General features: G+C 64.5%; 21 protein-coding genes. 5 read left to right on the top strand and 16 right to left on the bottom strand.

All coding sequences use genetic code 11. The annotated features are described in order from the left end of the window. Window positions 1-198: 198 nt before the first annotated feature. The 6 genes from GDIA_RS12115 to GDIA_RS12090 form a co-directional block, all read right to left on the bottom strand. Entirely contained in the window at window positions 199-1626 is a 1428-nt protein-coding gene (locus GDIA_RS12115) for an NAD(P)(+) transhydrogenase (Re/Si-specific) subunit beta (protein ID WP_012222629.1), read from the bottom strand. Beyond that, entirely contained in the window at window positions 1623-1985 is a 363-nt protein-coding gene (locus GDIA_RS12110; RefSeq protein WP_041249245.1) for an NAD(P) transhydrogenase subunit alpha part 2, read from the bottom strand. The genes GDIA_RS12115 and GDIA_RS12110 overlap by 4 nt, the downstream gene beginning before the upstream one ends. Further along, window positions 1976-3151 (bottom strand): NAD(P) transhydrogenase subunit alpha, encoded by a 1176-nt coding sequence (locus tag GDIA_RS12105; RefSeq protein ID WP_012222627.1) that lies wholly within the window; start codon window positions 3149-3151, stop codon window positions 1976-1978. The genes GDIA_RS12110 and GDIA_RS12105 overlap by 10 nt, the downstream gene beginning before the upstream one ends. Window positions 3152-3527: 376 nt before the next feature. Next, complete coding sequence (locus GDIA_RS12100; RefSeq protein ID WP_012554289.1) at window positions 3528-4634, bottom strand: NADH:flavin oxidoreductase/NADH oxidase; 1107 nt, start codon at window positions 4632-4634, stop codon at window positions 3528-3530. Window positions 4635-4682: 48 nt separating this feature from the next. Next, window positions 4683-5492 (bottom strand): phosphate/phosphite/phosphonate ABC transporter substrate-binding protein, encoded by an 810-nt coding sequence (locus GDIA_RS12095; protein ID WP_012222625.1) that lies wholly within the window; start codon window positions 5490-5492, stop codon window positions 4683-4685. Further along, window positions 5489-6403 carry a fatty acid desaturase gene (locus GDIA_RS12090; protein ID WP_012554288.1) on the bottom strand — a complete coding sequence of 305 codons (915 nt, stop codon included), beginning with the start codon at window positions 6401-6403 and terminating at the stop codon, window positions 5489-5491. Before GDIA_RS12090 ends, GDIA_RS12095 begins: the two co-directional genes overlap by 4 nt. Window positions 6404-6540: 137 nt before the next feature. On the opposite strand from GDIA_RS12090, the gene GDIA_RS12085 reads away from it, so the two are divergent. Further along, entirely contained in the window at window positions 6541-7461 is a 921-nt protein-coding gene (locus tag GDIA_RS12085) for a helix-turn-helix domain-containing protein (protein ID WP_012222621.1), read from the top strand. Continuing rightward, window positions 7454-8749: an MFS transporter gene (locus GDIA_RS12080; RefSeq protein WP_244410088.1), complete on the top strand. Its 1296-nt coding sequence runs from the start codon at window positions 7454-7456 to the stop codon at window positions 8747-8749. The genes GDIA_RS12085 and GDIA_RS12080 overlap by 8 nt, the downstream gene beginning before the upstream one ends. Before the next feature lie 427 nt (window positions 8750-9176). On the opposite strand, the gene GDIA_RS12075 is transcribed toward GDIA_RS12080, so the two are convergent. The 8 genes from GDIA_RS12075 to GDIA_RS12045 all read right to left on the bottom strand — a co-directional run bounded on the left by GDIA_RS12075 (window position 9177) and on the right by GDIA_RS12045 (window position 17046). Then, window positions 9177-9443 carry an ArsB/NhaD family transporter gene (locus GDIA_RS12075; protein WP_244410087.1) on the bottom strand — a complete coding sequence of 89 codons (267 nt, stop codon included), beginning with the start codon at window positions 9441-9443 and terminating at the stop codon, window positions 9177-9179. Next, window positions 9380-10216 (bottom strand): IS5-like element ISGdi1 family transposase, encoded by an 837-nt coding sequence (locus tag GDIA_RS12070; RefSeq protein ID WP_012222260.1) that lies wholly within the window; start codon window positions 10214-10216, stop codon window positions 9380-9382. Before GDIA_RS12070 ends, GDIA_RS12075 begins: the two co-directional genes overlap by 64 nt. Next, window positions 10185-11363, bottom strand: a complete 1179-nt coding sequence (locus GDIA_RS12065) for an SLC13 family permease (protein ID WP_081434732.1) — start codon at window positions 11361-11363, stop codon at window positions 10185-10187. The genes GDIA_RS12070 and GDIA_RS12065 overlap by 32 nt, the downstream gene beginning before the upstream one ends. Further along, on the bottom strand, window positions 11360-12622 hold the full coding sequence (locus GDIA_RS12060) for an MFS transporter (RefSeq protein ID WP_012554286.1): 1263 nt from the start codon (window positions 12620-12622) through the stop codon (window positions 11360-11362). The genes GDIA_RS12065 and GDIA_RS12060 overlap by 4 nt, the downstream gene beginning before the upstream one ends. A gap of 264 nt (window positions 12623-12886) precedes the next feature. Beyond that, window positions 12887-13294, bottom strand: a complete 408-nt coding sequence (locus GDIA_RS12055; RefSeq protein WP_012554285.1) for a VOC family protein — start codon at window positions 13292-13294, stop codon at window positions 12887-12889. Window positions 13295-13767: 473 nt separating this feature from the next. After that, window positions 13768-14151, bottom strand: coding sequence for a type II toxin-antitoxin system VapC family toxin (locus GDIA_RS12050; protein ID WP_012554284.1), 384 nt, complete (start codon window positions 14149-14151; stop codon window positions 13768-13770). Beyond that, complete coding sequence (locus tag GDIA_RS18655; protein ID WP_173363392.1) at window positions 14148-14444, bottom strand: type II toxin-antitoxin system Phd/YefM family antitoxin; 297 nt, start codon at window positions 14442-14444, stop codon at window positions 14148-14150. The genes GDIA_RS12050 and GDIA_RS18655 overlap by 4 nt, the downstream gene beginning before the upstream one ends. A gap of 202 nt (window positions 14445-14646) precedes the next feature. Next, window positions 14647-17046, bottom strand: coding sequence for a TonB-dependent receptor (locus GDIA_RS12045; RefSeq protein WP_012222607.1), 2400 nt, complete (start codon window positions 17044-17046; stop codon window positions 14647-14649). Between the two features lie 296 nt (window positions 17047-17342). Between GDIA_RS12045 and mgtA the strand changes: the two genes are divergently transcribed. Then, the gene (gene mgtA, locus GDIA_RS12040; protein ID WP_012554283.1) at window positions 17343-19862 is read left to right on the top strand and encodes a magnesium-translocating P-type ATPase; all 2520 of its coding nucleotides are present in this window, start codon (window positions 17343-17345) and stop codon (window positions 19860-19862) included. On the opposite strand, the gene GDIA_RS12035 is transcribed toward mgtA, so the two are convergent. Continuing rightward, window positions 19859-20362 (bottom strand): hypothetical protein, encoded by a 504-nt coding sequence (locus tag GDIA_RS12035; protein WP_012554282.1) that lies wholly within the window; start codon window positions 20360-20362, stop codon window positions 19859-19861. The genes mgtA and GDIA_RS12035 overlap by 4 nt on opposite strands. A 157-nt stretch (window positions 20363-20519) precedes the next feature. After that, entirely contained in the window at window positions 20520-22967 is a 2448-nt protein-coding gene (locus GDIA_RS12030) for a membrane-bound PQQ-dependent dehydrogenase, glucose/quinate/shikimate family (protein ID WP_012222603.1), read from the bottom strand. Window positions 22968-23349: 382 nt separating this feature from the next. Between GDIA_RS12030 and GDIA_RS12020 the strand changes: the two genes are divergently transcribed. Next, window positions 23350-23892 carry a cupin domain-containing protein gene (locus GDIA_RS12020; protein ID WP_012222601.1) on the top strand — a complete coding sequence of 181 codons (543 nt, stop codon included), beginning with the start codon at window positions 23350-23352 and terminating at the stop codon, window positions 23890-23892. After that, window positions 23889-24407 carry a VOC family protein gene (locus GDIA_RS12015; protein WP_012222599.1) on the top strand — a complete coding sequence of 173 codons (519 nt, stop codon included), beginning with the start codon at window positions 23889-23891 and terminating at the stop codon, window positions 24405-24407. Before GDIA_RS12020 ends, GDIA_RS12015 begins: the two co-directional genes overlap by 4 nt. Window positions 24408-24512: the final 105 nt, after the last annotated feature.

Here is a 24512-nt window from a genome sequence, read left to right as displayed (position 1 = left end):
AGATGAAGACGGCGCCTCGATCACGTCCCGTCGGCACCGGCGATCGAACCCGGGACCATGCCGGACGGCAGTCCCCGCGGAACGATCGTCCGCGCCGGGCAGCATAACCCATCGCCCATGAAAACGCGAACGAGGAACCGACAGTAATGCGCGCGCGATCGACGCCCCACACCGCATTTTGAACACATTCTGATGCAATCAGTTCGTTCCAAGTGCCTTCAATGACTCGACCATCTTGGTCAGTACGGCCTGTGCGTCACCATAGACCATCGACGTATTCTTCTCGAAGAACAGCGGATTCTGGACACCGGAATACCCGGCCCCCTGCCCGCGCTTGATGACGAACACCTGTTTCGCCTGGTCGGCGTTCAGGATCGGCATGCCGTAGAGGGGCGATGTCCTGTCCGTCCGCGCCGAAGGGTTGACGACATCGTTCGCGCCGATCACCAGCGCCACGTCGGTTGACGCGAAGCTGTCGTTGATGTCGTCCATGTCGAAGATCATGTCGTACGGCACATTGGCCTCGGCCAGCAGCACGTTCATGTGGCCGGGCATACGGCCGGCAACGGGATGGATCGCGAATTTCACGTCCACGCCGGCGGCTTGCAGCATCTTGACGAATTCATAGAGCTTCTGCTGCGCCTGGGCGACGGCAAGCCCGTAGCCGGGAATGATGATGACGCTGGACGCATAGCGCATCGACGTCGCCGCGTCGGCCGGATCGACCGACTTCATCTGCCCCTGCGGCCCCGCCGCCACCTGCGTGGCGGATGCCCCGAAATTGCTGAACAGGACATTGGCCAGCGACCGATTCATGGCCTTGGCCATCAGGACCGTCAGCAGCGTTCCCGCCGCCCCCACGACCATGCCGGCGATCATCAGCGCCGGATTGGCCATGACATAGCCTTCCAGCCCCACGGCCAGGCCGGTAAAGGTGTTGTAGAGCGAAATGACGACCGGCATGTCCGCGCCGCCGATCGGCACGGTCATGCACAGCCCGAAAAACAGCGCGCCGGCGAAGAACAGTTCGGCGTACAGCCCCGCCTGCTGCGATCCGGTGATCTGCGTCGCCACCACCAGGCCGCCCAGCAGGATCGTGGCGAAGAACACGATCGCATTGAACGCCTGCTGGCCGCCGAAACGGATGGGATTCTTCATGCGCCCGTCCAGCTTGGCCCATGCGACCAGCGAGCCGGTCAGCGACACGCAGCCGATCAGCGCGCCCGTGACCGTCACGCCGAAATGCAGGGCCGAGCCTTCCTGGTGCCGCAGCAGCGCCACGGCCGCCACCGCCGCCGCCGCGCCGCCCCCCATGCCGTTATAGAGCGCCACCATCTGCGGCATGGCCGTCATGGCGACGGTCCTGCCCTTCCAGGCGGCCCAGCTTCCGCCCAGGACCAATGCCAGGACCGCGAGCGCCAGGTTGGCCGGCAGATGCGGCCGAGCGGCACCCTGCACCCCGAAGACCTGCAGGAAGCAGAGCCCGACGACGAACGCCATGCCCCAGCCGGCCGTGACGATGCCCCGCACCGCCGTGACCGGGGACGACATGCCCTTCAGCCCGTATATGAACAGCATGGATGCGATCAGGCCGCTGAAGCCGACGACAGAATCGATCATGGTCATGATGCCGCCTTTTGGTCACCGGCGGGCTTCGATCCCGGCGGGGCGGTGGCCGGAGCGATGGCCGGGGCGATACTGGGGCGGAACATCGCCAGCATGCGGTCCGTCACCGCATAGCCGCCCACCACATTGCCCGCGCCCAGCAGCACGCCGAGGAAACCGATGACCTGCTCGGCCGTGTCGGTCGCGGAAAACAGCGCCGTCAGCGCGCCGACCACGACGATGCCATGGATGAAGTTGGACCCCGACATCAGCGGGGTATGCAGGATCGACGGCACGCGGCTGATGACGACATAGCCGGTGAAGGCCGCCAGCACGAAGATGTAGAGCGCGATGATGAACGTCATCGAGGTCATGAGCATGGCGCGTCTTCTTTCACCGCGAGGGCCGGCTTCACGGAAGGCGGGCCTTCCACGACCTGCCGCACCGCATCGTTGACGATCCTGCCGTCATGGGTCACGAGCGTCTTCGCGATGACCTCGTCCGTCATGTCCAGCGACAGCTTGCCGTCCCTGACGATCTGTTCCAGCAGGTTGAGGACGTTCTTCGCATACAGTTCGCTTGCCTGTTCGGCCAAGCGCGACGGCAGGTTGACAGGACCGATCAGGGTCGCCGGACCGGCCTGCACGGTTTCGCCGGCCCGGGTGCCCTCGCAATTGCCCCCGCCCTCGGCACCCAGGTCGACGATCACCGATCCGGGCTTCATCCTGGCGATCTGCCGGGCGTCGATCAGGCGCGGGGCCTGGCGGCCCGGCACGGCGGCCGTCGTGATGACCAGGTCGGATCGCGCGATGTGGTCGCTGAGAACGGCGCGCACCGTCGCCTTCTCCTCGGCGGTGAGTTCGCGCGCATAGCCGCCCTGACCCGTCGCATCCACGCCGGTTTCGACGAATTTCGCGCCCAGCGAGCGAGCCTCGTCCCGGGTCTCGGGCCGCACGTCGTAGCCTTCGGTCACCGCGCCCAGGCGGCGTGCCGTCGCCAGCGCCTGCAGGCCGGCCACGCCCAGGCCCATGACCAGCACCTGAGCCGCGCGGAGCGAGCCCACCGCCGTCGTCATCATCGGCAGGATTTTCGGCATCTGCACGGCGCCCAGCAGGACGGAATAATACCCCGCCAGCGTCGCCTGGCTGGACAGGGCATCCATGGCCTGCGCGCGGCTGATGCGCGGCACCTGCTCCATGGCGAAGGCCGTGATCCGCCCGTCGCGCAGGGCTTTGACCAGATCTGGATTGTTCCTGCCATATACGAAGGAAATCAGGATCGCGCCGGGCTTCATGGCCTGCACGTCCCCGGTTGCCGGCGGCTGGATGGCCAGAACGACATCCGCCGAACCGAGCAGCGCCTTCCGGTCGGGCTCGATCCGCACGTCCTTGTAGCTGGCGTCGGGATAGGATGACGGGACGCCCGCGCCCGCTTCCAGCGCCACATCGCATCCCAGCCGCCCGATACGGGCCGCGACGTCCGGGACCAGGGCGACGCGCCGTTCGTCCGCCCCCTTTTCCCTGATCGCTGCAATCTTAAGACTCATGACCAGTTCTCACATTGTATTGCATGCTGAATTCTGCTCTCTCGTCGCAGATATACTTGCATTACTATTTATTTTTCGTGAAAAGGTAATATGAGAGACTGATTTATTGATATCCGGACGACAAGACGATGACCATTGATCTGGATCATCGAATCGTCATTATGATATGCGCGCAATGCAGGTCAGCCGCGTCCTGCGCGAGTGACCAACGAATATTTCATGAACAGAAATATTGAGACACAATCTGGCTGGAATCGGAATGTCCGCCGCACCGGCCGGCAGGGTGCGGTACGGGCGTCGGAAGCCGGAGGCGGCTTTCGCGCAGACCGTGGTCAGGGGGAATCACCTAACCACGTGAATCCGATGACTGACTGCTCTAGCCCCTGGTCTTGAACAGGTCCTTGTGGACCCGGGGCTGGCAGCGCAGGTACTGGTCGGGAGCCTTCACCTGGGCGCCCAGATGCGCCGCCGCGTGCCACGGCCAGCGCGGGTCGTAGAGGATGGTCCGGGCCAGGGCGATCATGTCGGCGTCGCCGGTCGCGACGATCGCTTCCGCCTGCTCGAACCCCGTGATCAGGCCCACGGCGACCACCGGCATGGTCGTTTCCGCCTTCACCGCGCGGGCCAGCGGGACCTGGTAGCTGGGGTGGACCGGGATCTGCTGTTGGGGGCTGAGCCCGCCGCTGGACACATGGATGGCGTCGCAGCCCCGGGATTCCAGCGCTTTGGCCAGCGCGATCGTCTGTTCGACATCCCATCCGCCCGGCACCCAGTCGGTGCCGGAGACGCGGATCGTCACCGGGCCGTCGGGAAAGGCCTCGCGCACCGCGTCGAAGACCTCCAGCGGGAAGCGCAGCCGATTTTCCAGGCTGCCGCCATACGCATCGTCCCGCCGGTTGGAAAGCGGGGAGAGGAACTGGTGCAGCAGGTACCCATGCGCGCCGTGGACCTGTATGGCGTCCAGGCCAAGCCGGGCCGCCCGCCGGGCCGCCGCCGCGAACGCGTCGCGCACCCGCCGCAATCCGTCGATGTCCAGGGCCTGGGGCGCGTGGTCGCCTTCGGCGAACGGCACGGCGGACGGGGCCACGGTCTGCCAGGCGTTGGGCGAGCCCGGCGGCAGGTGCCGCCCGCCCTTCCACGGCAGGTCGGTCGAGGCCTTGCGCCCCGCATGCGCCAACTGGAGCGCGATGGGCATGTCGGACCACGGGCGGATGCCCTCGATCGTGCGGCGCAGGGCGGCCTCGGTCGCGTCGTCCCACAGGCCGACATCGGCATAGGTGATCCGCCCTTCCGGCAGGACGGAGGTGGCCTCGATCGTCAGCAGGCCGGCGCCGGACAGGGCCAGGCCGCCCAGATGGATCAGGTGCCAGTCCGTCATGCAGCCGTCCACGGCCGAATACTGGCACATCGGGGCCACGACGATCCGGTTGTCCAGCGACAGGCCGCCGAGTCTGATCGGTTCGAAGAGTTTCGGTCCGCTCATGGTTCGCTCCCCAGGTTATGGTCAGGGCTGCATTCTTCGTTCTTTTTTTCAGAAAAGAGAAGCGATCACCCGTTGCAGCACCTGCCCGGTTTCCGGGTCCAGCCGCCCCGACGCGATGAACGGCAGGCCGGGGCGTCGCGCGGTCCAGCCCACGGGGTGGATTTGGGCGGCGGCCGGTTCGTGCCGCAGGGCCAGGGCCCAGCTTCGGCAGTCGATGGCGGCGACATCCGCCCGCCCCTCGGCCACCGCGCGGATCGAATCGCGGTGCGCGCCCGTTTCCACGCGGGCGGAAAACAGGTCCGGCCCTGCCCCGGCCTGGTGCAGGTCGTCGCGCAGGGCGAGAAAGCCGGACAGCGAATGCGGCGCGTTATAGGCCAGCACCCGCCCCCGCAGGACGGCCAGCGGCAGGATCGCCCGCCCGTCGGGGGGCGGCGCCACCGCCGGGCCGGTCGCACGGCGGGCGACGACCGCGCTGGTATAGGATGTGCCGCTGCCGCCCGCGACGCCATCGTAGCGGCCGGGACCGATTACGGTAACGTGCGCGGCCAGGCCGTGGGCCATCGGGCCCCAGCAGGCCTGGGCGATCAGCAGCGCCGGATGCCGCCACAGCACATCCAGGTCCAGTTCCTTCGCCGGCAGGGTGGCGGGGTCGGGTGCCAGCAGCGTGCCGTCCGGCGCGCGGATGCCGCCGGGGACGGCGGGCATGTCGCCGTTGCGGCGCACCAGGCCGTCGGGCGCTGCGATCCCCGCCGCCCGCAGGTGGCCGCGCAGTTCCGCCCAGCGGCGATCGACCCGCGACCGTTCCTCGGGCCAGTCGTACATCGGCAGGGCGGCGATCAGCGTCACGGGCAGCGTCATGGGCCGGCGGCCCGGCGGGGCGGATGGGCTAGCGGTTCCTTGCGCCGCAGCAGGTAACGCCACGTGATGGCGCCGTAGCCGCGATAGACATACCCGCCATTCAGGCCGTGCCAGTGCTGCCGGTCCGCCCGGTACGCGGCGGGCAGCCGATACCAGGGCAGGTCCGGCCGCGCGTGATGGACGATGTGCAGGTTGTTGTACAGGAACACGGGGGCCAGCCAGGACCGTTCGACGATGACGGTCCGCCGTTCCGGGACATCGTGCCATTGATGTTCGCAATAGGTGCGGATACCGATCAGCGCCGCGCCGCCATAGGCCGGGCCGGCCAGGTAGAGCCAGAACGGCATGCCGAACACGCGCTCCACGATCCAGGCCACGGGAAGCAGCGACAGCGCATGGATCAGCCACGCCGCGCGCACGGCACCGTCACCCCGGCCGATCCGCCGCGCGTCGGCCGCGACGAAGCGGCCGAACCCCACCACCGGCCCCAGCACCAGCCGCCCGAGAAACAAATTGTTCAGGCCCAGGAGCCATCGCGCGGGCCAGGGCAGGCGCGCCAGCCGCGCGGGGTCGTGATAGTAGCTTTCCGGATCGTCGTCCGGGTCGGTCAGCGTGCCGTCGCGATGGTGCGCCAGGTGCGTCTCGCGATACCGCCGGAACGGATACAGCAGGCCGATCGGCAGGCCGACCAGGATTTCGTTCAGCCCGGCGGACGGTGTCGGATGCCGGTGCGTCGCCTCGTGCTGCAACGAGGAATGGAAGGCAATGGCCACGGCCAGCAGCGCCAGCCCCGCGACGGGACTGAAGCGATAGACGACCGTCCCCGCCGCCAGCCATGTGCCGTAGCACAGCAGGATGGCGAGGCAGGTCGGCCATTCGATCGCCGGCCGGGCGGAAACGTCCCGAATCATAAGCACATCCACCAAAATAACTATTTCTTGACGTGTAAATATGGAGTGCCCATAAAACAACGTTATATGTGGAAATTGGTGTTGACATTTGTCATATTCCACCAGTGCGTGTAGTTATTTATGAACGGGTTCGTGGAATGGACAAGCGCGTCATCGCCGGGATGTTCCGGGCCCGGCTGCTGACCCTGATCGACCGGTCGGGGCTGAACCGGTCCAGCTTCGCGGCCGAAATCGGGATCGACCGGTCGGCCCTGTCGCAATTGCTGTCGGACGATGCGGTGCGGCTGCCGCGCGCGGACACGCTGGCGCTGATTGCCGGCCGGCACGGCGTGACCGTGGACTGGCTGCTGGGCCTGACCGACGACGACCCGGCGCAGGCGCGGCCCGATGCAGGCACCGAGATGGTGGAAAACGGCCGCTATCACAACATTCCGCTGCTGACCCGCTGGCATGCCGAGGCCGCCGGCACCAAGATCCGGTCCGTGCCCCACCGGCTGCCCGACATCCTGCGCACACCGGCGATCGTGCGCTATGAATTGCGGAACGACGTGCGGACGGAGGACGGCCGGCAGGCCCAGGCGGCGGCCGAAATCGCCCGCGGCCTGGATTTCAAGCGCCGCCCCGGCACCGATATGGAAGTCTGCCTGTCGATCCAGGCGCTGGAGGCGCTGGGAGCAGGCGCCTTTCCGTGGGACGGGCTGGCCGCGTCCGTCCGGCGCGAGCAGTTCCGGCATATGGCCAGGATGGTGGATGCGGTTTATCCGTCGTTCAGGATTTTCCTGTTCGATGAACGAACCCTGCATTCCCTGCCTTATACGATCTTCGGCACGCAGCGTGTCGCGATTTATGGAGGCGACATGTATGTCGTGCTGAACGAACCGGAGGCGGTCATGCGCATGCAGCGCCATTTCGAGCACCTGATCCGCCATGCCGCGATCCAGCCCCATGACGTGGCGGCCTATCTGCGCGGCCTGGAGCGGCATATCGAAGCCGATGCCACCGAACCGTTCCTGGCCGTGCGGCCGGACCGGGCCGCCGGGGCGTGCCTGGGTGGCTGAGCGGTCCGGAGGCGCGGCGCCGCACTGGCTGGCGGCGATGCCGGGCGGGGCGGGCGCCGGGGTCGGGCGCCGGCGGGGGCCGACGCGGCTGGTGGTGCTGGGGCTGCTGATCGCGGCGGGGTGCGTCAGCTATATCGACCGCACGGCGCTGGCGGTGTCCACTGTGGAAATCGGTCGGGAATTCGGGCTGTCCTATACCGACCTGGGCCTGCTGCTGTCGTCCTTCGCGACCGTTTACATGCTGTGCCAGATTCCTGCCGGGCTGGTCGCCGACCGGGTACGCGCGCGGCGGCTGCTGCTGTTCAGCCTGCTGGTCTGGAGCGCCGCCCAGATCCTGTCGGCGTTCTCCACGGGCATGGGCGGGCTATTGGCTGCGCGCGGCCTGCTGGCCATCGGCGAGGCGCCGATCTTCCTGGCCGGGACGCGCGTGATCGCGCTGTGGTTCGACCGGGGCCGGCGGGCCATGCCGATCGGCCTGTTCAATGCGTCCTCCGCGCTGGGGCAGGTGCTGGCCCCCGCGCTGCTGGGCGGCATCGCCGTGCAGTTCGGCTGGCGCGCCATGTTCGGCGTCGTGGGCTGTACCAGCCTGGTCCTGGCCGTGATATGGGCGTGGGTCTATCGCGACCCGCGCACCGTGGCGGCGGGGCGGGGCGAGGACGCGCCCCCGCCCACGATCGCCGAGGAAATCCGCTTCCTGCTGTCGCATCGCAGCAGTTGGGCGCTGGCCGGCGGGTTCGTCGGCGTGGTCTATCTGCAATGGCTGTACGCGGCGTGGCTGCCGACCTACCTGCAGACGGCACGCCATGCCGCGGCGGCGCGGGCCGATTACCTGTCGTCCCTTCCGCAACTGGCCGGATTCCTCGGGGGGCTGGGCGGCGGCGTGGTGTCCGAGGTACTGGGCCGGATCGGCTGGCCCGCCGCGCGGGCCTGCCGCGTGCCGCTGGTCGCGGCGCTGTTCGTCGCAGCGGCCGCCACGATCCTGGCGCCGCTCTGCCCCACGATGGTCCTGTCGCTGGTGGCCATGTCCGTCGCGCTGTTCGCCGCCGGCATCGCCATGACCTGCGGCTGGACGCTGGGCACGGTCCTGATCGACGACGGGTCGATCGCGACGCTGGAAGCCATCCAGAACATGGGCGGCTCGCTGGGCGGCGCCATCGCACCGGTCCTGACCGGCGCGATCACCCAGCGGACGGGGTCCTTCACCATGGCAATGGTGGTCGCCGGCTTGGTCGCGGCGCTGTCCGGAATCATCTACTGGGTGGGAACGGGCCGGCGTATCGAGGCATGAGCGCCGCTTGAAAATCGGCGGTTCCACCGTTCGCGAACACGGCGGCTTGCGACACCAGATCGACAGGTCAGGGGCTCGGCTACCAATCCCAGGGGAGGACGTCCCGCACGGACCGCTGTCAGCCGCCGTACACCCCGCCCCGTCATTCAAGCAGGGCAGTCCATTTCCCGGGTGTGGACACCGGTATGCATTCGTCGAATGGCCGAGTTGGCCGGGAAAGCGGAGTGTCCGCTATCGGCAATATAGTGGAGAAAAACTGACAGTAATGCATTCGAACTGGGCGAAGCCTCAACAGCCACTTTCTCCGTAGAACAAAAACCATTTAACAGACAGCAAGCGCATCTATTCATAGAGTTCGTCGGAAAATAAATTTTATCTACGGACAGCTCTGAGGCTGGCAGCAGCCTGCGAATATCGTCTAATCTGTTCACCCGATCAAAAGCCGGGCACCGAGTACCGTGAGGAGCGCAACGGGCATCGCCACGGCGCCAACCCTGAGAAATTGCAGAAACCCGATCTCTTCGCCTTCTCGACGGATCACCTGCAACCAGAGAATTGTGGCCAGAGATCCTGTCACGGAAAGGTTTGGGCCAAGATCCACGCCGATTAAGAGCCCGATCCGAAAGTTCTTCAACCGTGACAATGCCTTGCTGTCCGTCGTGTGAGCATTCGGATCGAGGCGATCAATGTCCATGCGGTTGAGGAAGCAATGGATTGTTCCCAGTCTTTGGCGAGCCGCCTGCACCGTCCCAGCCATGCGAATGTCCGTTCAACCACCCAGCGGCGCGGCAGGATCTGAAAGCCCTTCGCCGTATCGGACCGCCTGATGATTTCAAGGGTCCATTTTCCCATGGAGGCGAGCGCGGATCGCAATTTGTCGCCAGCATAGCCGCCATCAGCGAAGATGTGGCGCAGCCAGGGAAAGCGCCTGCGTATCGCTGCCAGGACATCAACAGCCCCATCACGGTCCTGGATGTCGGCGGCATGAACGAGGAGAAAGATCAGGAAGCCGCAGGTATCCGTCACAATATGGCGCTTGCGGCCCTTGACCTTCTTCCCCGCGTCATAGCCCGAAAGCCCGCCACTTTCCGTGGTTTTCACCGACTGGCTGTCAATCACGCCCGCGCTCGGAGAGGCTTCACGCCCCTCGATCTCGCGCAGGCTCATGACCAGCACCGTATTCATGACTTCGAACACTCCGGCACCACGCCAGGCGTAAAAATAGCGCCTGACGGTCGAGACCGGCGGAAAGCATTTCGGCAGCAGGCGCCACGCACACCCGGCCGAGGCTATGTAGAGCATCGCGTTGACCACCTCGCGCATATCCGTAGTGCGGGGGCGACCGCCCCGTTTCGCCGGGGGTACAAATGGCATGATCAAAGCCCACTCCCCGTCCGTCATATCCGATGGATATCGCAACCCTTCCCGGCTATGTTCACGTCGGGCAATACCAGTCCATGTCACCATTCACTCCATCTCTTCGCAAAGACGGATGAATCACAACAGGCTGGTATTGTTCAAAAACTTTCGGATCGGGCTCTAACAGGTTATCAACTACCAGTCGCGATACATGAGTCTGCGCCACTGTCTCACTGGCAATCAATCCAGCAGGCAGGTTGTTCATGATGTTGGAAATGAAGGCCAAAAGAGTGCCAGCTCCCCAAGCTGTGGCCACAAGGTCGGTATTGGCGGCGTGTTGAAGCAGGTGGTCAAGAACCCCGACCACCCCCGCACTTTCGACGGCGGCTACCAGAACGAACAGGCCGCCGACCAGCGGGAGAACACCCCATGAAATATCCCTCATGAGCGCAATCGGCGATCGTCGTGCCAGCGTCGATACGCCCAATGCTGTTCCAATACCGGCGAGCGCTGTTGGTAAGCCGAGAGGCAGATCAAAAGCGGACACTGTGACAAGCAAAAGCGCGGTCAGGGCGATGCCGACAAAAGCCGCTTTGCCGCCTAGTGTTAATGGGGTGGTCCCAACCTGGGAGATGCAGTCCTGACGCAAGTGTGACTGTTCCATGAGGCGCAAAACACCATAAGTCGTCACGATCGCCAGGAGCGACGGGAGCGCGAATGACCTTATCCATGATCCCAGCGCGGGGAGTGCGCCGTCATACAGAACCAGGTTCGCCGGATTGGAGACAGGCAGGACAAAGCTTGCCGCATTGGCAACGAGTGCACAGGCAAACAACAGCGGAAGAGGATCAGCTTTTGCCTTTTTTGCTGCCTCGAACACGGCTGGTGTCAGCACAACAGCCGTTGCGTCGTTGGACATGAACATCGTCACTACGACACCGGCCAGATAGACCAGTGTGAACAGCTTTGCCGTTGAACCTGCGGCATGATTGACCGCCCAGGTCGCGATCCAGTCGAACAGCCCGTTTGCACGGGCCGTTTCACTGAGCAGCATCATGCCGATCAGAAACAGATAGACGTCGCCGCCCTTCAGGAGGCCGGTCTCCGCCATGGTCAGGGGGATCAGCCCCGTAAGCACGAGGGCTGCCGCCCCTATGACGGCCCATACCCACTCCGGAACCCGGAACGGTTGGATTATGACACCGGCCGTCGCCAGAGCCGCGATTGCCCAGATCGCCTCTTGGTGAAAGGTCATGCCGACACCTGATCGGCAGAGCGTAGGATCGATGCCGAGCCTATACAGAGCCCCAGTGACAAGATTGCAAAACAGCCCAGACTATAAAACGCCACCGGATATCCCAGATCTTCGGCAAGCCATCCTCCCAGAGCCGGAGAAAGGCTTGCTCCAATGCCCTGCGCCGTCATGACCACACCCTGTCCGATATTGATGCGTCCGGTTCCGTTCAGCAGTCTGGCCACCAGACCCGGCACGGCGACACTCTGAAGCCCCGCACCGATCCCATCGAGGATCTGCACCGGCCACACCCCCCAATGCTGGATGAAGCTTCCCGCGATCAAACCACGCAGCGGTAGGGCGGCAAACGATATCAGCAGGACGATCCAGTACCCACGGTTCCTGACGACACGTATGGCCAGCAGGCTCACGACGATCATCACAGCCTGTGCGACCATCACAGTCATCGCCGTGAACATGGCGGGATTACCTTTGCCTGCACTGACGACCGCCATGCCGTAGAGCGGGAGCATCGCGGCATTTCCGAGATGGAAGAAACACAAACAACTCGCCAGAATGAGAAGAGGCTTGTGTCGCAGAAAGGATCGTAGCCCCTCGGTCGTCCCCTCATCGTGAGCAGGTTCATCGTCCAGTCCGCGTGCAGCTTTATGATCTATGGATTTTTCCGGGATCAGGAGCACCGCAGAAATGGCGAACAGACCGAAGGCGACTTCAAGAAAGAAAATCGCTGAGAGGCCAAACTGCCAACCGAGCCAGCCAGACAGTCCGGCCCCGGCCATATTGCCGGCGTGGTTCCAGGCCTGATTACGGCCAATTTGTGTGTTGAAGCCTTTCTGGCGCACGATCCCGAGCGTTATGGCCGCCATCAGAGGACCAATCCCGGCTCCGGCCAGAGCGGTTGCAAGTTGACTGACCGTCACAACCGGCACCGCTTGCGAGCTTAGCAGAAGGAGTGACGCGGAAATCGTGCAGAGCGCTGCCACAATGACGAGCAACCGCTTTTTCGTCGTGTGATCAATCAGCGCGCCCGCGGGAATGGTGGCGAGCATTCCGGCAACGCCTCCCACGGTCATGACGGTTCCGATCGGTCCCGTCTGCCAGCCGTGACGCTGAAGAAAAACGCCCAGAAAGGGCCCTATCCCCGCTTGGACGTCCGCCATGAAGAAATTGAGAGCGCATAAGGCAAACAAGGCCCGATTGAGCCTCGGAATAGCGAGGGTTTTGCCAGTACAGGCTGCAGTGGTATGCGGCTGGGTCATCACGTTCTCTTCGTTAAGAAGCAAGCTTTAACTGCGTTCGAGAGAATAAGTTACAAAACTATTTTTCCCGTGCTTTTTGTTGAATTTATTGAAGTTATTATCAATGTTCACTCTTCGGATAAAGTCGTTCAATCAGGAAAATGTCCGCTCTCGGAAAATGCTTTTCTACGCTTTTACGTCTTGAGTGAGGCGGTTGCTGCCTGTCTGATCCTGCATCATAGATCAGACAGGCAGTTCAGGTTACTCAGCCGCTCATGCCGGGCATTATTGTGGGTTTCCCGGATACGCTTCTACGGGCCGAACTGGCGTTAATGTCGTTATTTCGATGAAGTAGCCACCCTTCGCTCGAAAGTAGAAAGACCACGCGCCATGTGCGTCGCGTGGTGCCTGCACCTCCCAGCCGTCCTCGCTCAGGCGCTTATATAGAGCATCGACGTCCTCGCGAGACTTTTGGATGAAACCAATGTGCAGGATGTCGAATTGCTTGGGATAATCGAAGCCTTCGAGCTTGTTGTCGAAATGGTTGACGATCAGCACCAGCCCATCATTGTCCTGCATGATGGCCATCTTGGTTCCACGTACAACAAGATTGCGCAGGCCGAAATACTGTTCGAACATTGCGCGATCAGCCTCGGTATCGTGGCTGTAGAGGTTGATGTGGTTCAGCTTCATGACTGTGCCTTTCCGTTGGTGAGACGGACACGAGCCGGTCGCAACATGGACAACAACGACCGACCACGGACGAGGCCTGTCCTCGTCGTGTCCGGCCATGGCCAAGAGCGGTCTTACTCGCTCAAGCGTGACTGTCTCTGAAGAGACCACAGGTTGTCACCATACCTGCATCGCTGTCTTTTTAGGCAAAATCGACTTTGCTGATACCAGCAGCAGCGGTCAAGCAGCATCTTCAGGCATGTCCGCTTCGTAGAAGCTTATTGAATGAAGAAAACGACCAAGAAGAGGGCGAAAGCCGCCAATCTCTTCTCTTTGGGTCCGCTTTCCTGGCACCCTTTCCCGAAAGCGGACCAACGATGCCTCGCATCGACCCACGTGTGCAAACGGTATGATCGCCTGAAAATTCGTGCTCACGCTGCCGAAAAACTGACGCGGCGCCCCTAGAAGGATTGAGGGAAAGCCCTATGGAACAATCATGAACAGCGGATTTTTTTAATAGGATAGCCATCCATCTGGCTGTCGTCCGACAGAAACAGTGCATGTTCACTCTGCGCCTGCGCCATCAGCAGGGGATCGAAGGGATCTCGATGGTGCATGGGGAGTTCCATCAGGACTTTCAGATGCTCAGGCTGGATCTGAAGAAGGGTAAAACCCTCTGCCGGGATGGCATCGAGGATTTCGTTCAGATCGGCATCCAGCGTGCCGATCCGGATCTTGATCGCGATCTCCCAGAGCGAGACGACGCTGACCAGAATATCGTGCGCCGGGTCTGCGATAATCTCCCCGGCCTGGGGCCCGAGTCTTTCAGAATCTGATAGCCACCAAAGCAGAGCATGCGTGTCGAGCAGGACCTTCACGACTCTCCATCCATGCTGTCGAGCACATCCTGTGGCGTCTGGTCAAAATCATCACGCAGCCTGATCCGCCCGCGCAATGCGCCGGGCTGGCGACGAGGACGACAGGATGGTGAAGGAGGACGTAATTCGGCCACCACTTCATCATGTGATGTCACCAGGATCGTGCTGCCCTGCCGGACCTGACGGAGATAGGTGGTCAGGTTCCCCCGGAGTTCCCGCACTCCGATTTTCAGCGGAGCAGGCCCGCCGCCAGAAAGCTGTTCACTCATATACCCCTCCCTATGTGTCATCATACCATGTACACACAGGGAGGAGACAAGCGATAAATAGGTGCTATGGCCAACCTCACAGATCAGCCGCTTTTGACAAGGAGAGTGCATCTTCGACATCGGCATCCCAGATACCGCACAGTACTGTTCAGTTTCCCCGGCAACCTTTCCCAAAAGCGGACCAATGACGCCCCGCACCAACCGTGTTTGGAAACGGTATAATCGCCTAGAAATTCGCACTCACGCTGCCGAAGAACTGACGCGGGGCCCCCAGAAGGAAATAATTGTATCCGGTATCGGTGAAATTGTTTCCCAGTTCGTTGGTGGTGGCCACGTAGGTCTTGTTGGCCAGGTTGTAGATATTGAAGCTGGCCGTCACGCCCTTCAGGAACCGGACATCGCCGAAATTGTAGCGCATTCCGAAATTCGCCAGGAAATAGCCGGGTACGTGCAGGTCGTTGGTATAGGTCAACTGGCGGCTGGAGATGTAGTTGCCGTCGACATGCACGTTGAAGTTACGGATCGTGTAGGCGATGCTGCCCTTGTACATGAAGGTCGGATAGTTGGGGACCAGCTTGCCGCGTGTGGGTTCCAGGCCGGTCGCGGTCATGACGTTCTGGTCGTACGTCGAATGTGCGTAGGAGAACGAATTGTAGATCGACAGCCCGTCCACCGGGCGCACGGTCGCGCTGACCTCGGCCCCGTTGGTGGTCACCCCGCCGACATTCTGCACCGCCGTGATGGGATTGATGCCGGCATTGCTGGAAATCAGTTGCAGGCGATTGGAGAAATTGATCCGGTACAGCGAGACGAGGCCGCTGACCAGCGGGCTGGTATAGCGGTATCCGCCTTCGTACACCCAGTCCGTTTCCGGCCGCAGCGAGGCCTTGGACGCCTGGAACGCGGTCTGGTTCGCCGTCCAGGGAGTGGCCGAGACGTTGGTGCCGTACCCGTCCTCGGGGTAGCTGCGCATGTTGTGCGAGACGTCGAAGAACAGTTCGTGATGCGGCAGGAAGCGCCAGTTGGCGGAAAGCTGGGGCAGGAAGGCGTTCGACGCCGTCAGGCTGCCCTGGGCGATCAGGTTGCCGCCGTTCAGCGCCGGCACCTGCCCCGGCACATGGTTGCCGGCCGAGACGATCATCGACTTGAACCCGGCATTGAGCGTCAGGTTGTGCGTGACGTGATACGTGTCCTGCAGGTGGAAGGCGAAGGTGTTGGTGTTGAAGACCTCCTGCCACGGGGCGGCGAAGACATTGCCGGGATAGCCGCCCGTCGGGTTGCCCAGCGTGCCCGTGCCCAGCAGCGGGGCCTCGGCGAAGGCACGGTTTTCGGTGAACTGGTCGTATTCGTACCAGACACCGGCATTGATCGTGTTCCGCGCGACGGTATAGGTCACCGCCGACAGGAAGCCCGCGCGCGTGATGCCGGGATTCTGCACACGCTGTGACAGCGGCGCCCGGTTGGGCGAATGCATGTACGGCGTGGACCAGGTGCTGTAGCCGCTGTCGCCGTGGCCGTAGACCGTCGTTTTCCAGTTCAGGTGGGAATTGAAGTTTTCGTCCAGGGTCACGCCGCCCAGGTAATCGACGCGGTTGGCGGTGCCGGCATAATAGGCGGCGTCGAACGGGTCGTTCGATTTCGTGTATTGCGCGGGGTAGATGCCCTGGGCGGCCCGATAGGCGGCGGTGTAGTCGGGATAATAGTTGGCTAGGCCGGGGCCGATCGTCCGCAGGTAGTTCGGCGTCATGTCCTGGTAGTCGAACTGCTGGGTGGAACTCCAGTCGAAGAATACCTTCAGCGACGAATCCCGCGCCAGGGGCTGTACCAGCTTGGCGTTGACCTGGTCGGAATAGTCATAGCCCTGCCCCTTCCACAGGTTCATGTCGGTCCGGGCGTAGGAGACGAAGAAGCGCGTGCCGGTCGGGTTCAGGTCGCCGCTGTTCAGGCGGACGAAGGTGCGGAAGGTCGCATTGCTGCCGAAGGTCTGTTCGACCGTGCCGCCGCGCGTATGGGACGGGTCGATGGAATGGAACTGGATGGCGCCGCCCAGATTGCTGCTGGAGGCAACATCGATGCCCCCGGCCCCCTGCGAGACATCGACGCCCGCGATATTGTCGCTGGTCAGCGCCCGCGTGATGGTCAGGCCGTTGTAATTGTTGAACTGCTGGTCGCCCAGCGGGATATCGTCCAGCGTGAAGCCCAACTGGTTCTGGCTGAACCCGCGCATGAACACCTGGCTGGAATATTCATAGGCGCCGAAGGGATCGGCCGACTGATACAGCACGCCCGGAAGCTGGTCGAGCACCTTCAGCGGCGACGTGCCGGGCACGCTCTGCCGCATCATGCTGGTCGTGACGCTGGTCATCTGCCGCGTCGATCCCTGCCCGAACACCACGATGGATTCCGGCTGCGGCGGGGACGCGGGCTGGACCGGCCGGGCCGCCGGCGCAGCGCGGCGCGGCGCGGGCTGCGCCGTGTGCTGGGTGGCCCGCGGCTTCGCCGCCGGGGTCGGGTCCGCCGCGTGGGCGGCGGACAGGCCGGTCAAGGCAGTGGACAGCAAAAGGCACCACGCCCCACGCCCCCGCCTGTTCGACTGGTTTCTTGCGAAGAACGGGACGAACTTCATGGGCGGAATTCCACAGTTTATAACAATTAATTAATCGTATTGTATGATATGAACGTCATATGCGCGTTGAATGTAAACATTCCGGCGGTTTTTGACGTATTTCACCGTCGTGTTGCGTATGTTCAACAGTGCCCCTGGACCCGTGGGCCTAACGCGGGGCGCGGGCGTCGGCTGCACGCATAAGGGCCGGGGGCGGCTTCGGTTTTGTGCCGAACCGGCGAATGGTGCGGCCGTTAGGGATTCAGGCTGCGGAAGGCGGGGAGGCCGCGCAACGCGGCGTGGATCGGCGCGGTGGGATGGCGGACGCTCGGCTTCCTGACCTGAAGGTGTTCTGGACCCGCACGCCCGAAGCCCTCTGCGGCCTGCTGCAGTGCGGGCTGGACGGGCTGAGCACGGCCGACGCCCAGGACCGGCTGGAACGCTACGGCCCCAACACCGATGCCCCGCCCCGCCGCGCCGGCCCCGTGCGGGCGGTGACGCGGCGGCTGTTCGAACCGCTGTCGCTGATCCTGCTGGCGGCGGGGGTCGTTTCGGTCGCGACCGGCGATGCCGGGGGCGGGTCGATCATCGTCGCCATCCTGGTGCTGTCGATCGGGCTGGATACGGTCCAGGAAGGATACGCGCTGAAGGCCGCCGAGGAATTGCGGCGGTCGGTCGCGCTGCGGGCCGAGGCCCGGCGCGACGGGCGGTTCGTCGATGTGGACGTGGCCGCCATCGTCCCGGGCGACATCCTGCGCGTGCGGGCCGGCGACATCGTTCCCGCCGATGCCCTGGTGCTGTCGGCCAGCGGCTTCACCGCCGACGAAGCGGCGCTGACGGGCGAGCCCTATCCGGTGGAAAAGCGGGCGGGACCGGCGGAAACCCCCGATGCGGCAGAGGCCACGAACGCGCTGTTCCGGGGCGCCGTGGCACAGACCGGCGAGGCGATCGCGCTGGCGGTCGGCACCGGGCGCCTGACCCTGTTCGGCGCCGCCGCCGCCGCGCTGGCCGAGGCACGGGGCCCCTCGCCCTTCCAGCGCGACCTGCACGCGTTCGGGCTGGTGGTCGCGCGGCTGACGCTGGCGCTGGTCGTCATCGTGCTGGCCGTCCGCGTGCTCGCCGGGCGGCCGGCGCTGGATTCGCTGATGTTCGCGGTGGCGCTGGCCGTGGGGCTGACGCCCGAACTGCTGCCGATGATCACCACCGTCACGCTGTCGCGCGGCGCCATCCGCATGGCGCGGCGCAAGGTGATCGTCAAGCGCCTGGCCGCGATCCACGACCTGGGCGCGATGACGGTGCTGTGCACCGACAAGACCGGGACCCTGACCTCGGCCGAAATCGCGCTGGCCGGCTCGCTGGATGCCGCCGGCAGGCCCTCCGCCCGTCCGGCGCGGCTGGGCGCCATCGCCGGGCGGCTGGGGGGTGATCGCGGCGCGCTGGACCTGGCGCTGGCCCGGGGAGCGCCGGCCGAGGACGGCTGGACCGAGACGGCGCGCCGGGCCTTCGATTTCAGCCGGCGGCTGGGGTCGATCCTGACATCCGGCCCCGAAGGCGCGGTCCTGATCGTCAAGGGCGCGGCGGAGGCCGTGCTGCCGCTGTGCACGACGCAGCGCGCGCAGGGCGTCCTGCCGATGGACGAGGCGGCGCGCGCGGCGGCGGCCGAGCGTATCCGCGCCCTGGCCGCCGCGGGACAGCGGGCCATCGCCATCGCGTCCCGCCCCTGGACGACGCCGCCCGGCGAGATCGGAGACGAGGATGAGGCCGACCTGGTCTTCGAGGGGCTGTGCACCTTCGTCGATCCGCCCAAGCCGACCGCCGCCGGGGCCATCGCCCGCCTGGCGGCGGCGGGAATCACGCTCAAGATCCTGTCGGGCGACGATCCGGTCATCGTCCGGCGGATTGCCGGCCTGGTCGGGATCGACGCCGAGGACGTCCTGTCCGGCCCCGACATCGAAGCCTTCAGCGACGAGGCGCTGGCCGTGCGGGCCCAGGCGGTCCATGCCTACGGCCGGCTGGCGCCCGACCAGAAATCGCGGATCGTCAAGGCGTTGCGGGCGCGGGGGGCGGTCGTCGGGTTCCTGGGCGACGGCATCAACGATTCCCCGGCGCTGAAGGTCGCGGATGTCGGGCTGTCGGTCGAGGGCGCGACCGGCGTGGCCCAGGCCGCCGCCGACATGATCCTGCTGGCCCCGGACCTGGAAGTCGTCGCCGACGGGGTCGAGGAAGGGCGGCGGACCTTCGCCAACATCCTGAAATATGTCCGCATGGGCGCCAGTTCCAACCTGGGCAACATGCTGTCGATGGCCGTGGCCTCGATGACGCTGCCGTTCCTGCCGATGCTGCCGACCCAGATCCTGCTGAACAACCTGCTGTACGATTTCTCGGAAATCGGCATTCCGTTCGACACCGTGCGGCCGGAAGCCGTCGCCCGGCCGCAGGTCTGGGACATGCGCGGCCTGCTGCGGTTCGCGGCCGTGATGGGGCCGCTGTCCTCGCTGTTCGATTTCCTGACCTTCGGCGCGCTTCTGTTCCTGTTCCATGCCGGGGAAACCGCATTCAGGACGGCGTGGTTCCTGGAATCCATGGCGACGCAGATCCTGGTCATCTTCATCATCCGCACCAACGGGCGCCCGTGGCGCACCCGGCCGCAATCCGCCCTGGTCGCCTCGTCCCTCCTCGCCCTGGCCGTGGCCATGGTGCTACCCTTGACGCCGGCGGGGCGATGGGTGGGGTTCCAGCCGCCTTCACCCGCGATGGCGGCCGTCCTGTCCGGTCTGGTCGTGGCGTACCTGCTGGCCGCCGAACTGGTGAAGAGGTGGGTGGTGGCCAGGAGCTAAAATGTCACATTGGCCCGCATCGCGAAGACGAGCGCGTTGGGAAAATGGGTGCTCAGGCCTTTGACATGGGCGATCTGGTACCAGTCCAGATCGGCACCAATGGAAACCTGGTGCGCATAGGCACCCGTCTGCCGCATGCCCCCGACCGGATTCCCCGCGGATTCCGCCAGGTAATTCAGAAAAGGGTAAATGCCACGCCTGTGCAGGAACGGCAGGATACCGCCCCAGTCGCCAAACAGATGGGCGGTCTGATAGGGGCTGGTGCCCGGCACGAGGAGGGTCGAGGGCTGAAGCGGGCGCACCAGCATCGCGGCTTGCTGCGCCGTTTCGATGGCCTCGTCCTGCGGTCCCTCCTTCGCGGCCTGCGCAAAAGCCGATGCCACGTCGTCCGTCGCCTGGGCGGCGGCGGAGGCCGGCAGATATGCCCCGAGAACACACGCCAGCAGAATGATGATACGTCCGAAACCGCAGCCGGAAAAATCTGTCCGGACACTCATCATGCCTGGCCTTTCCTGTTGCCGCCGGGCGTACCGCAGCAGATCCTCCCTACGAAGACGATCGGAGGAATTATGATGGGGGGATACTCACCAAGGGGAAGCGCCGCGCCGCCTGGACCCGCTTCGCCCGAGCGGCGAAGCGGGTCCGGTTTCTCACGCGTCATTTAGGCAGGGCGAAAGCCACGACCTCGTCGCCGTTCCGTGTCTTGAGGCCGCCATGCCCGCCCACCGCGAGCACCACATATTGCCGCCCGTCCTTGCCCATATAGGTCATCGGGGTCGCGTTCCCGCCGGCATCGAGGGTGGTTTCATAAAGAATCCGGCCGTTCCGCCCGTCGAGGACACGGAACGCCTGGTCGGCAGTGGCGCCCATGAAGACCAGTCCGGTCGGGGTCGTCAGCGTGCCGCCCATGCTGAAGATGCCGGTCGGCAGCCCGACGGGCATACGCAGGGCATTGGTCGGGCCGACATTCTTCGTCGTTCCCAGCGCGCGTTCCCAGATCTTCCGATGATGCACTAGGTCGATGGCCTGCGTCCTGCCCCAGGGCGGCGCCAGGCACGGCGCCCCGAAAATGCCCAGCCACGGCTTGATGACGGCGGAATAGGGCAGGCCATGCTGCGGATTGTTCGAAAAAGTCGGCTCGGGATAGGGCTGGTTCCATCCGGCCCATGGCTTGAACAGGCCCTGCTTCAGGGCCTGCCCATACGGGACAAGCTGCATGGTGAACGGGATATAGGTCGTGTTGACATACAGGACGCCGCGCGTGGGATCGATCGTCGCGCCATACCAGTCGTCCACGCCGTCGAATGCCGGAAACCCGATCGTTCCCTGCGCGCTGGGGGGTGTGAACAGGCCCTGGAACCTCATGCGTTTGAAGGCGATGCGACAGGCCATCTGGTCGAACGGCGTGATCCCCCACAGATCGTCCGTCGTCGGGTCGGACCGGCGCAGGTTCGGCATGTCCGGCGAATAGGGCTGCGTCGGGGAATACCGTTCGTCCGCAACGGTGCCTCCCGGTACCGGTCGTTCCTCGACACGGTAGAACGGCTTGCCGGTACGACGGTCGAGCACGAACAGCTCGCCCTGCTTGGTGGTCTGGACCAGCGCGGGGGTCATCCGGCCGCTGCTGTCCGGCAGATCGACCAGCGACGGGCCGACCGGAAGGTCGAAATCCCACAGGTCGTGATGGACGGTCTGGAAGTGCCAGCGTTCCTCGCCCGTCGTGATGTCCAGCGCCACCAGGGACGTATCATACTGCTCGTCGAAGGGACGGCGCTTGACGCCGTAATAATCGGGCGTCGCGATACCCAGCGGCACATAGACCATGTTCAGGGCGGGATCGGCCGTATAGACGCCCCAGCCATTGGGGGTGCCGCGCGTGAAGGTTTCACCCGGATTCAACGGGCGGTTGGCGGGCGTATGCCCGATATCCCACCCCCAGGCCAGTTGGCCCGTGGTCGCGTCGAAGCCGCGAATGACGCCCGACGGCTCGCCCACGGTCTGGTTGTCGTAGACCCAGCCGCTCAGCATGATGCGATTGTTCATCACCATCGGCGGAGACGTGATGAAGTGGAATCCCGCCGGGATGACGCCCATGCCTTCACGCAGGTCGACAACGCCGTCATGACCGAATGCCGGGCACAGGCGACCGGTATCGGCGTCAAGCGCGAACAGGGTCGGGGGCGAGCCGGAATCGGTGGAAATGATGCGATGCGGGCAGGGCGATCCGGCGGGCGCCTCGAAATAGGATACGCCCCGGCAGGCCTGGTAGATATTCTGGCCGTAATCCCCATTGGGGCTGTATCGCCACACCTGCTTGCCGGTGGTGGCGTCCACGGCCACGACATCGCGATGCGGCGTGCAGAAGACAAGATTGTCGCCGATCTTCAGCGGCGTCGCCTCGAAGCTGAATTCGCGTCCGCGCGCGTTTTCGTCGGCGCGCGGCACATCCCCGGTATGGAAGATCCAGGCCGGTTTCAGGTCATGGGCATTGTCCGCGGTGATCTGGCTCGCCATTCCGAAGCGGTCACCGGCCGAGGTACCGCCCATATAGCGCCATTCATTGTTGGCCAGGGATTCCGCATTGATCAGCGCGCCGTCACGATGGTCCGTCGGAAACGGATTGTGCTGGATCGTGCGCGAGGCCGTAACGGCCCATCCGCACGCGAACAGGAAGACGAACAGGGCGGCGCAACTGCCCATGCCGCCCAGTACGGTCGTATTGATGCGGACGCGCCCATTGGGGTCCCGCAGGCGGCCGGCCACCCACGGGCCGAAAACCCACAGGCCGATGCCGGATGGCAGCGCCAGGGGCGGCAGCAGGCGCCATCCGTCAAGCCCCACCCGTGACAGCGCCCATACCAGGGTGCTGCCCAGCATGATAGCATAGACCCACAGCCCCGCACCCCGCCCGGTGACGATCAGGCCGCCGCTGACCAGCGTCAGCACGCCCGCGACAGTATAGTAACTGCTGTCGCCCAGCGTGATCAGCCACACGCCCGGAATCGTCATGACGACGCCATAGATGATCAGAAAAAATCCAGTGATCCGCAAGGAAAGAGGAACAGGTCGCGTTTGTCCCAAGGCGCTTCTCCGGTTTATCTTCATGCAGGCGCAGCATCATGCAACGATACTAACCACGAATATGTCATAAGGTTTCTGGCCGAAGACGCGCCGAGGCGGCGGGACCCGGGATCGCGGCCTGTCGGATACGCTCCTCCCGGATGCGCCCTTTACGCTCACAGAAACGTCATCCGGTCATGCAGCAACAGTTCGTCGCAGACGCGTTAGCCATTCATACCAGGACCACCACGTGTCTTTTCAATCGCTTCACCGCGACCGGCCCTCTACACGATCCCACCCACGGTTGCGGGGCGGTCCAATCCGATGCCCGCATAGCTGTCGCGGCCCAGAAGGCGCGTGCCCCCTATCACATCATCCGCTTCCCCCTCCAGCGGGAGCAGCGCTTCAATGCGGAGACTCGCCAGTCATGACTGCATATTTCCTTCCCCGCCCATCGCAGGTCCGTCTCGGCGCAGCGGCGCTGCTCGCCCTCGCCGGTCTCACCGGCCACGCGCGCGCGCAATCGCCCGCGCCGCCGACAGCCGTCTACTGGGACAACTGGGTGGATCATAACGGCGTCAGCCACATGACGCGCTGCCAGTTCCATACCTACACGCTCAAGACCGTCAACAAGCCGGCGGCGCCCCAATGGTCGGACCCGACCCCCGAAGGCACGGCCCAGGTGGTGTCCACGGTGCAACCCAGCCACTGGAACGGCGCCTGGCATCCGGACCCCAAGGTGCAATGGATCATCCCGCTCAAGGGAAGCTGGTGGGTCCAGGCGCAGGACGGCACGCGCGTTACGCTCAACCCGGGCGACGTCTCACTCGGCGAGGATCAGATGAGCAAACCCGACGCGCAGGGCCATCGCGGCCATCTTGCAGGCAATGTGGGCGACGGCCCGGTCACGCTGATGGTCGTTCAGCTTGCCGAAAAGCCCACGGTCGATCAGCCGTGTCGTTTCAAATGATCCGGGGCATGGACCATGTCGGCATCACGGTGCCCGACCTCGAATCCGCGAGCCGTTTCCTTGTTGAAGCGTTCGGGGCGATTGCGCTTTACGACAACATGACGCGGAAGAAGCCGCCTTTCGCGGGGCCGGAGGCAGAAGCCACGCTCGGCCTGGAAGCCGGCGGCGCGGTCATCGCCATGCGCATGCTCAAGCTCGGCTTCGGACCGGGGATCGAGTTGTTCGAAATCCGTGCGCCGGATCAGCATCCGCCGGCGCGCGCGTCCGATTTCGGGCTGCAGCATTTCGCGCTCTATGTGGACGATATCGAGGCGGCGACCCGACGCTTCACCGAGGCCGGCGGGACACTGCTGACGCGTCCACGCGCACAGCTCGGCATCGAAGAGGGCGAGGGCAATACGTTCTGCTATGGCCGCACCCCCTGGGGAATGACGGTCGAGTTCCTGAGCACGCCCAACACCCGGACGATCGACGCCCAATCGCCCACACCGCGATATCAGCCGCCGCGAACCTGAGCGGCGCACCGCATCGCGACATCCCGCCCCCTTGACGATGCGGCCTCGGCCGCGGTCAAGGGGGCGGGAACGGGCGTGCCGACGCACGCCAGCACGATCCTCGAC

Source organism: Gluconacetobacter diazotrophicus PA1 5 (assembly GCF_000021325.1).
In the GTDB taxonomy this organism is placed as follows: Bacteria; Pseudomonadota; Alphaproteobacteria; order Acetobacterales; family Acetobacteraceae; genus Gluconacetobacter; species Gluconacetobacter diazotrophicus.
The sequence above is the reverse complement of the archived record's forward strand: the minus strand, read 5'-3'. Positions and strand labels throughout refer to the sequence as shown.